The organism is Bacteroides sp. 43_46, assembly GCF_001915455.1.
Lineage (GTDB): Bacteria > Bacteroidota > Bacteroidia > Bacteroidales > Bacteroidaceae > Bacteroides > Bacteroides caccae.
The window spans coordinates 1-2,453 of record NZ_MNQN01000054.1 but is presented as its reverse complement, the minus strand read 5'-3'; the positions used below and the strand labels follow the sequence as shown (position 1 = coordinate 2,453).

2 protein-coding genes and 2 pseudogenes are annotated in these 2,453 nt (G+C 40.8%); all 4 read left to right on the top strand.

Translation table 11 applies throughout. From position 1 onward, the window contains the following. Nucleotides 1-843, top strand: a pseudogene (locus BHV72_RS05645) (site-specific integrase); the annotation flags it as partial. A 311-nt stretch (nt 844-1,154) separates the two neighbouring features. After that, a pseudogene (mads1, locus tag BHV72_RS05640) lies at nt 1,155-1,484 on the top strand (methylation-associated defense system helix-turn-helix domain-containing protein MAD1); the annotation flags it as partial. Between the two features lie 10 nt (nt 1,485-1,494). Beyond that, nucleotides 1,495-2,016: a BT4734/BF3469 family protein gene (locus BHV72_RS05635; protein ID WP_286855087.1), complete on the top strand. Its 522-nt coding sequence runs from the start codon at nt 1,495-1,497 to the stop codon at nt 2,014-2,016. After that, a partial coding sequence (locus BHV72_RS05630) for a PriCT-2 domain-containing protein (protein WP_286855056.1) occupies nt 1,967-2,453 on the top strand: 487 nt, incomplete at its 3' end. The genes BHV72_RS05635 and BHV72_RS05630, both read left to right, overlap by 50 nt.

Below are 2,453 nucleotides of genomic sequence, written 5' to 3'. Positions count from 1 at the left end.
GCGGAGCGAACAGGATTTTATCAAGTATTTCAATCGTATTATAAGCACACGTCATCCCAATAGTTCCGATTCGATTATAGTCAACTGGAGGCGTGTAGGTGAATTATTGAAAATGTATTCACAAGGGCAACCAATTCCATTCAAGGCGATTTCCGTTAAACTGCTTGAAGATATAAAGATGTTCCTTCTCCGTGCTCCAATGGGAGGGAATAAGAAAGGTACTATCTCACAAAACACGGCATCAACCTATTTTTCCATACTTAAAGCTGGACTGAAACAGGCGTTCATTGATGAATACCTGACCGTTGATATAAGCGCGAAAGTAAAGGGAATAACAAACATTGAGAAACCTCGCGTTGCGCTTACCATGGATGAAGTGCAAATGTTGGTTGATACTCCTTGCAAGGATGATGTTTTGAAACGTGCGTTCTTGTTCTCTATTCTCACTGGATTGCGGCATAGTGATATTCAAACTTTGAAATGGAAACAAATTCAGCAAACAAGCAAGGGCACATGGCAAGCAGTCGTAATTCAGCAAAAGACAAAAAGGCCCGATTACAAGCTGATGAAGCACTTGTTTTTGAAGGATTGACTGATGCCTCTTGGATTTCTCGTCCGTTGAAAGTCTGGATAGAAGCATCCGGTATCAAGAAGCACATCACCTTCCATTGTGGACGTCATAGCTATGCTTCGCTGTTGCTGGAAAATGGCGTTGACATATACACCATCAAGTCTTTGATGGGACATACAAACGTCAAAACCACGCAGATTTATACGCACATCGTAAACGAACAAAAAGAGAAAGCCGCCAATACACTGCATATAGAAAATTTGGATTTATAGATTGTGGTGGTTGTATCCACCATTGAGCACCAATGACTTATGTAATTCCAATCATATACTTACCACCGTTTACCCCTCATGAAGCATCGGCTTTTTGAGGGGTATTTTGTAGATTGAAGCTTTCGATAAGGAATGTGTTGGTCCCAATAGTGGTTTATTCCCCTTTTATTATGTCTTCCAATAAATTCTCGTATTAATGAAACTTAAATCTGTTAGTGGTAAATGAGCGGTTGATTGGTGGCGGTCAAGCACCTATTTAGCACCTATAAGCATCCCTATACTTTTGCGGCATCAACTTAAATACGAAGAAAATGGCTTATAAAGTAAATTCGTTGGAGGAGATGCCAAATGCGTTGTCCTACCTGATTGAGTCTGTAGAAGCACTACAAACCAAAGTAAATGCCTTGCAGCATAAGCAAGCAAGTAATTCACCCAAGTGGATGGATATAGACGAGCTTTGCGCTTATCTGCCATCGCATCCAGCCAAGCAAACGGTTTATGGATGGGTATCAACCAAACAGATTCCCGTACATAAAATAAATAAAGCGTTGGCTTTTCTGCAATCTGAGATTGACGATTGGTTGAAGAACAAATCGCATAAGACACAAGATGATTTAATGGAAGAAGCCAAACGAATTCTTTCGCAAGCCCATTCAAAACATCGAACCGATAAGGGCGGTAGGTATTGTGGATGTGTATCGTTATATCATCGGGCATTATGCCCAACCACAAACTGAAGCCCTGCGTTTGATGATGTCTTCTTCCGAAGCTAAAAGATACAAAGCCACTCATTTTGACTATTGTACCTTTTCGGGATTATTCCGCAAGCGTAATGAGAAGGAACTGATTATGCACTCAGGATTGATGTGTTTGGATTTCGATCATGTGGATAACATAGGGGAGTTAAAACAGCAACTACTCAACCATGAGTATTTTGATACAGAACTGTTATTTGTCAGTCCATCCGGTAATGGATTGAAGTGGATAATACCTGTTGACTTGAAAGGCTGGGAACATTCCCGGTACTTCAAGGCTGTTGCCAACTACATCAAAGCGACAGGTTTGCCATTAGTGGATATGTCTGGCAGTGATGTGGCATATATTAACCATAAATACAAAGATGATGTCGAAGAAAATATTTTCCGCCCAAGATTGGGAAAATGTCCCTTCTGAAATACAGCAAATACATACGCCACGTATTGCCCCTATATATAATAAGGTGGAGGATGATGTGGAAAGTGTTGTTCGGGAGATAGAACAGTGTGCCATTGATATAGCTCCTCATTATAAAGATTGGGTGGAGTTGGGTTTTGCGCTTGTAGATGGATTGGGAGAGAACGGGCGGGAGTATTACCACCGCATCAGCAGGTTTTACCCTACCTATCAAAGGGAAGAAACGGATAAACAATATACGTATTGTCTGCACTCCAAAGGGCAAGGCATTACTATCCGTTCTTTCTTCCATTTGGCAAATCAAGCCGGAATCTCATTGGCTCCGTTCAGTAAAGAGTATTTATCCATTTTACCAAATATCCAAAATGGTAAAACGGGTAAATGGATAAAATCAGAAGAAGAACTTCCTGTATTTCCTGAATGTGTGTTTGAGCATC